Origin of the sequence: Mariniflexile sp. HNIBRBA6329 (genome assembly GCF_043558645.1) — a bacterium.
In the GTDB taxonomy this organism is placed as follows: Bacteria; Bacteroidota; Bacteroidia; order Flavobacteriales; family Flavobacteriaceae; genus Mariniflexile.
Window position 1 is genome coordinate 1 of the sequence record NZ_JBIFXS010000049.1, and the last position, 507, is coordinate 507.

A 507-nucleotide genomic window follows, 5' to 3' on the forward strand; every position below is an offset into this window, starting at 1 on the left:
AGTAAAAAACCTCCGTTAAAAACGGAGGCTTTGATTTTCAGATTAGCCCCAAAGGGGCATTAGGCTCATTCATGATGCTCTTGATATTTCACATATCGCCTTATCATGTCCTCATCCAAACCTACTGTACTTACAAAATAACCTCTCGACCAAAAGTGATTGCCCCAATAAGGCTTTTGTCTTAAACTTGGATACGTCTTGAACAACTTGATTGCCATTTTTCCTTTTAGAACACCCATGAATTCGGATATGGATACCTTCGGTGGAATTGAACAAACCAAATGGACATGGTCTTTTTGTACATTCATTTCTTGAATAATGACATCTTTCCAAGTACTGATTACTTGTAAATCATGCTCTACCAGTGATTTTACCATGCCCTCCAGCACACGGAAACGACACTTAGGAGTGAATACAATGTGATAGTCACATTTGTAATACACATGTGTTAATTTTCTATATTTACTCATCTTAAAAAAGTTTTAGATGGTAAACCTAAAAAATGGC

General features: G+C 36.5%; 1 protein-coding gene. It reads right to left on the minus strand.

What is annotated here, in order from left to right; translation table 11 throughout:
* Positions 1 to 65: 65 nt before the first annotated feature.
* Positions 66 to 470, minus strand: coding sequence for an IS200/IS605 family transposase (tnpA, locus tag ACGK9U_RS16140; protein WP_394467590.1), 405 nt, complete (start codon positions 468 to 470; stop codon positions 66 to 68).
* Between the last annotated feature and the right edge of the window lie 37 nt (positions 471 to 507).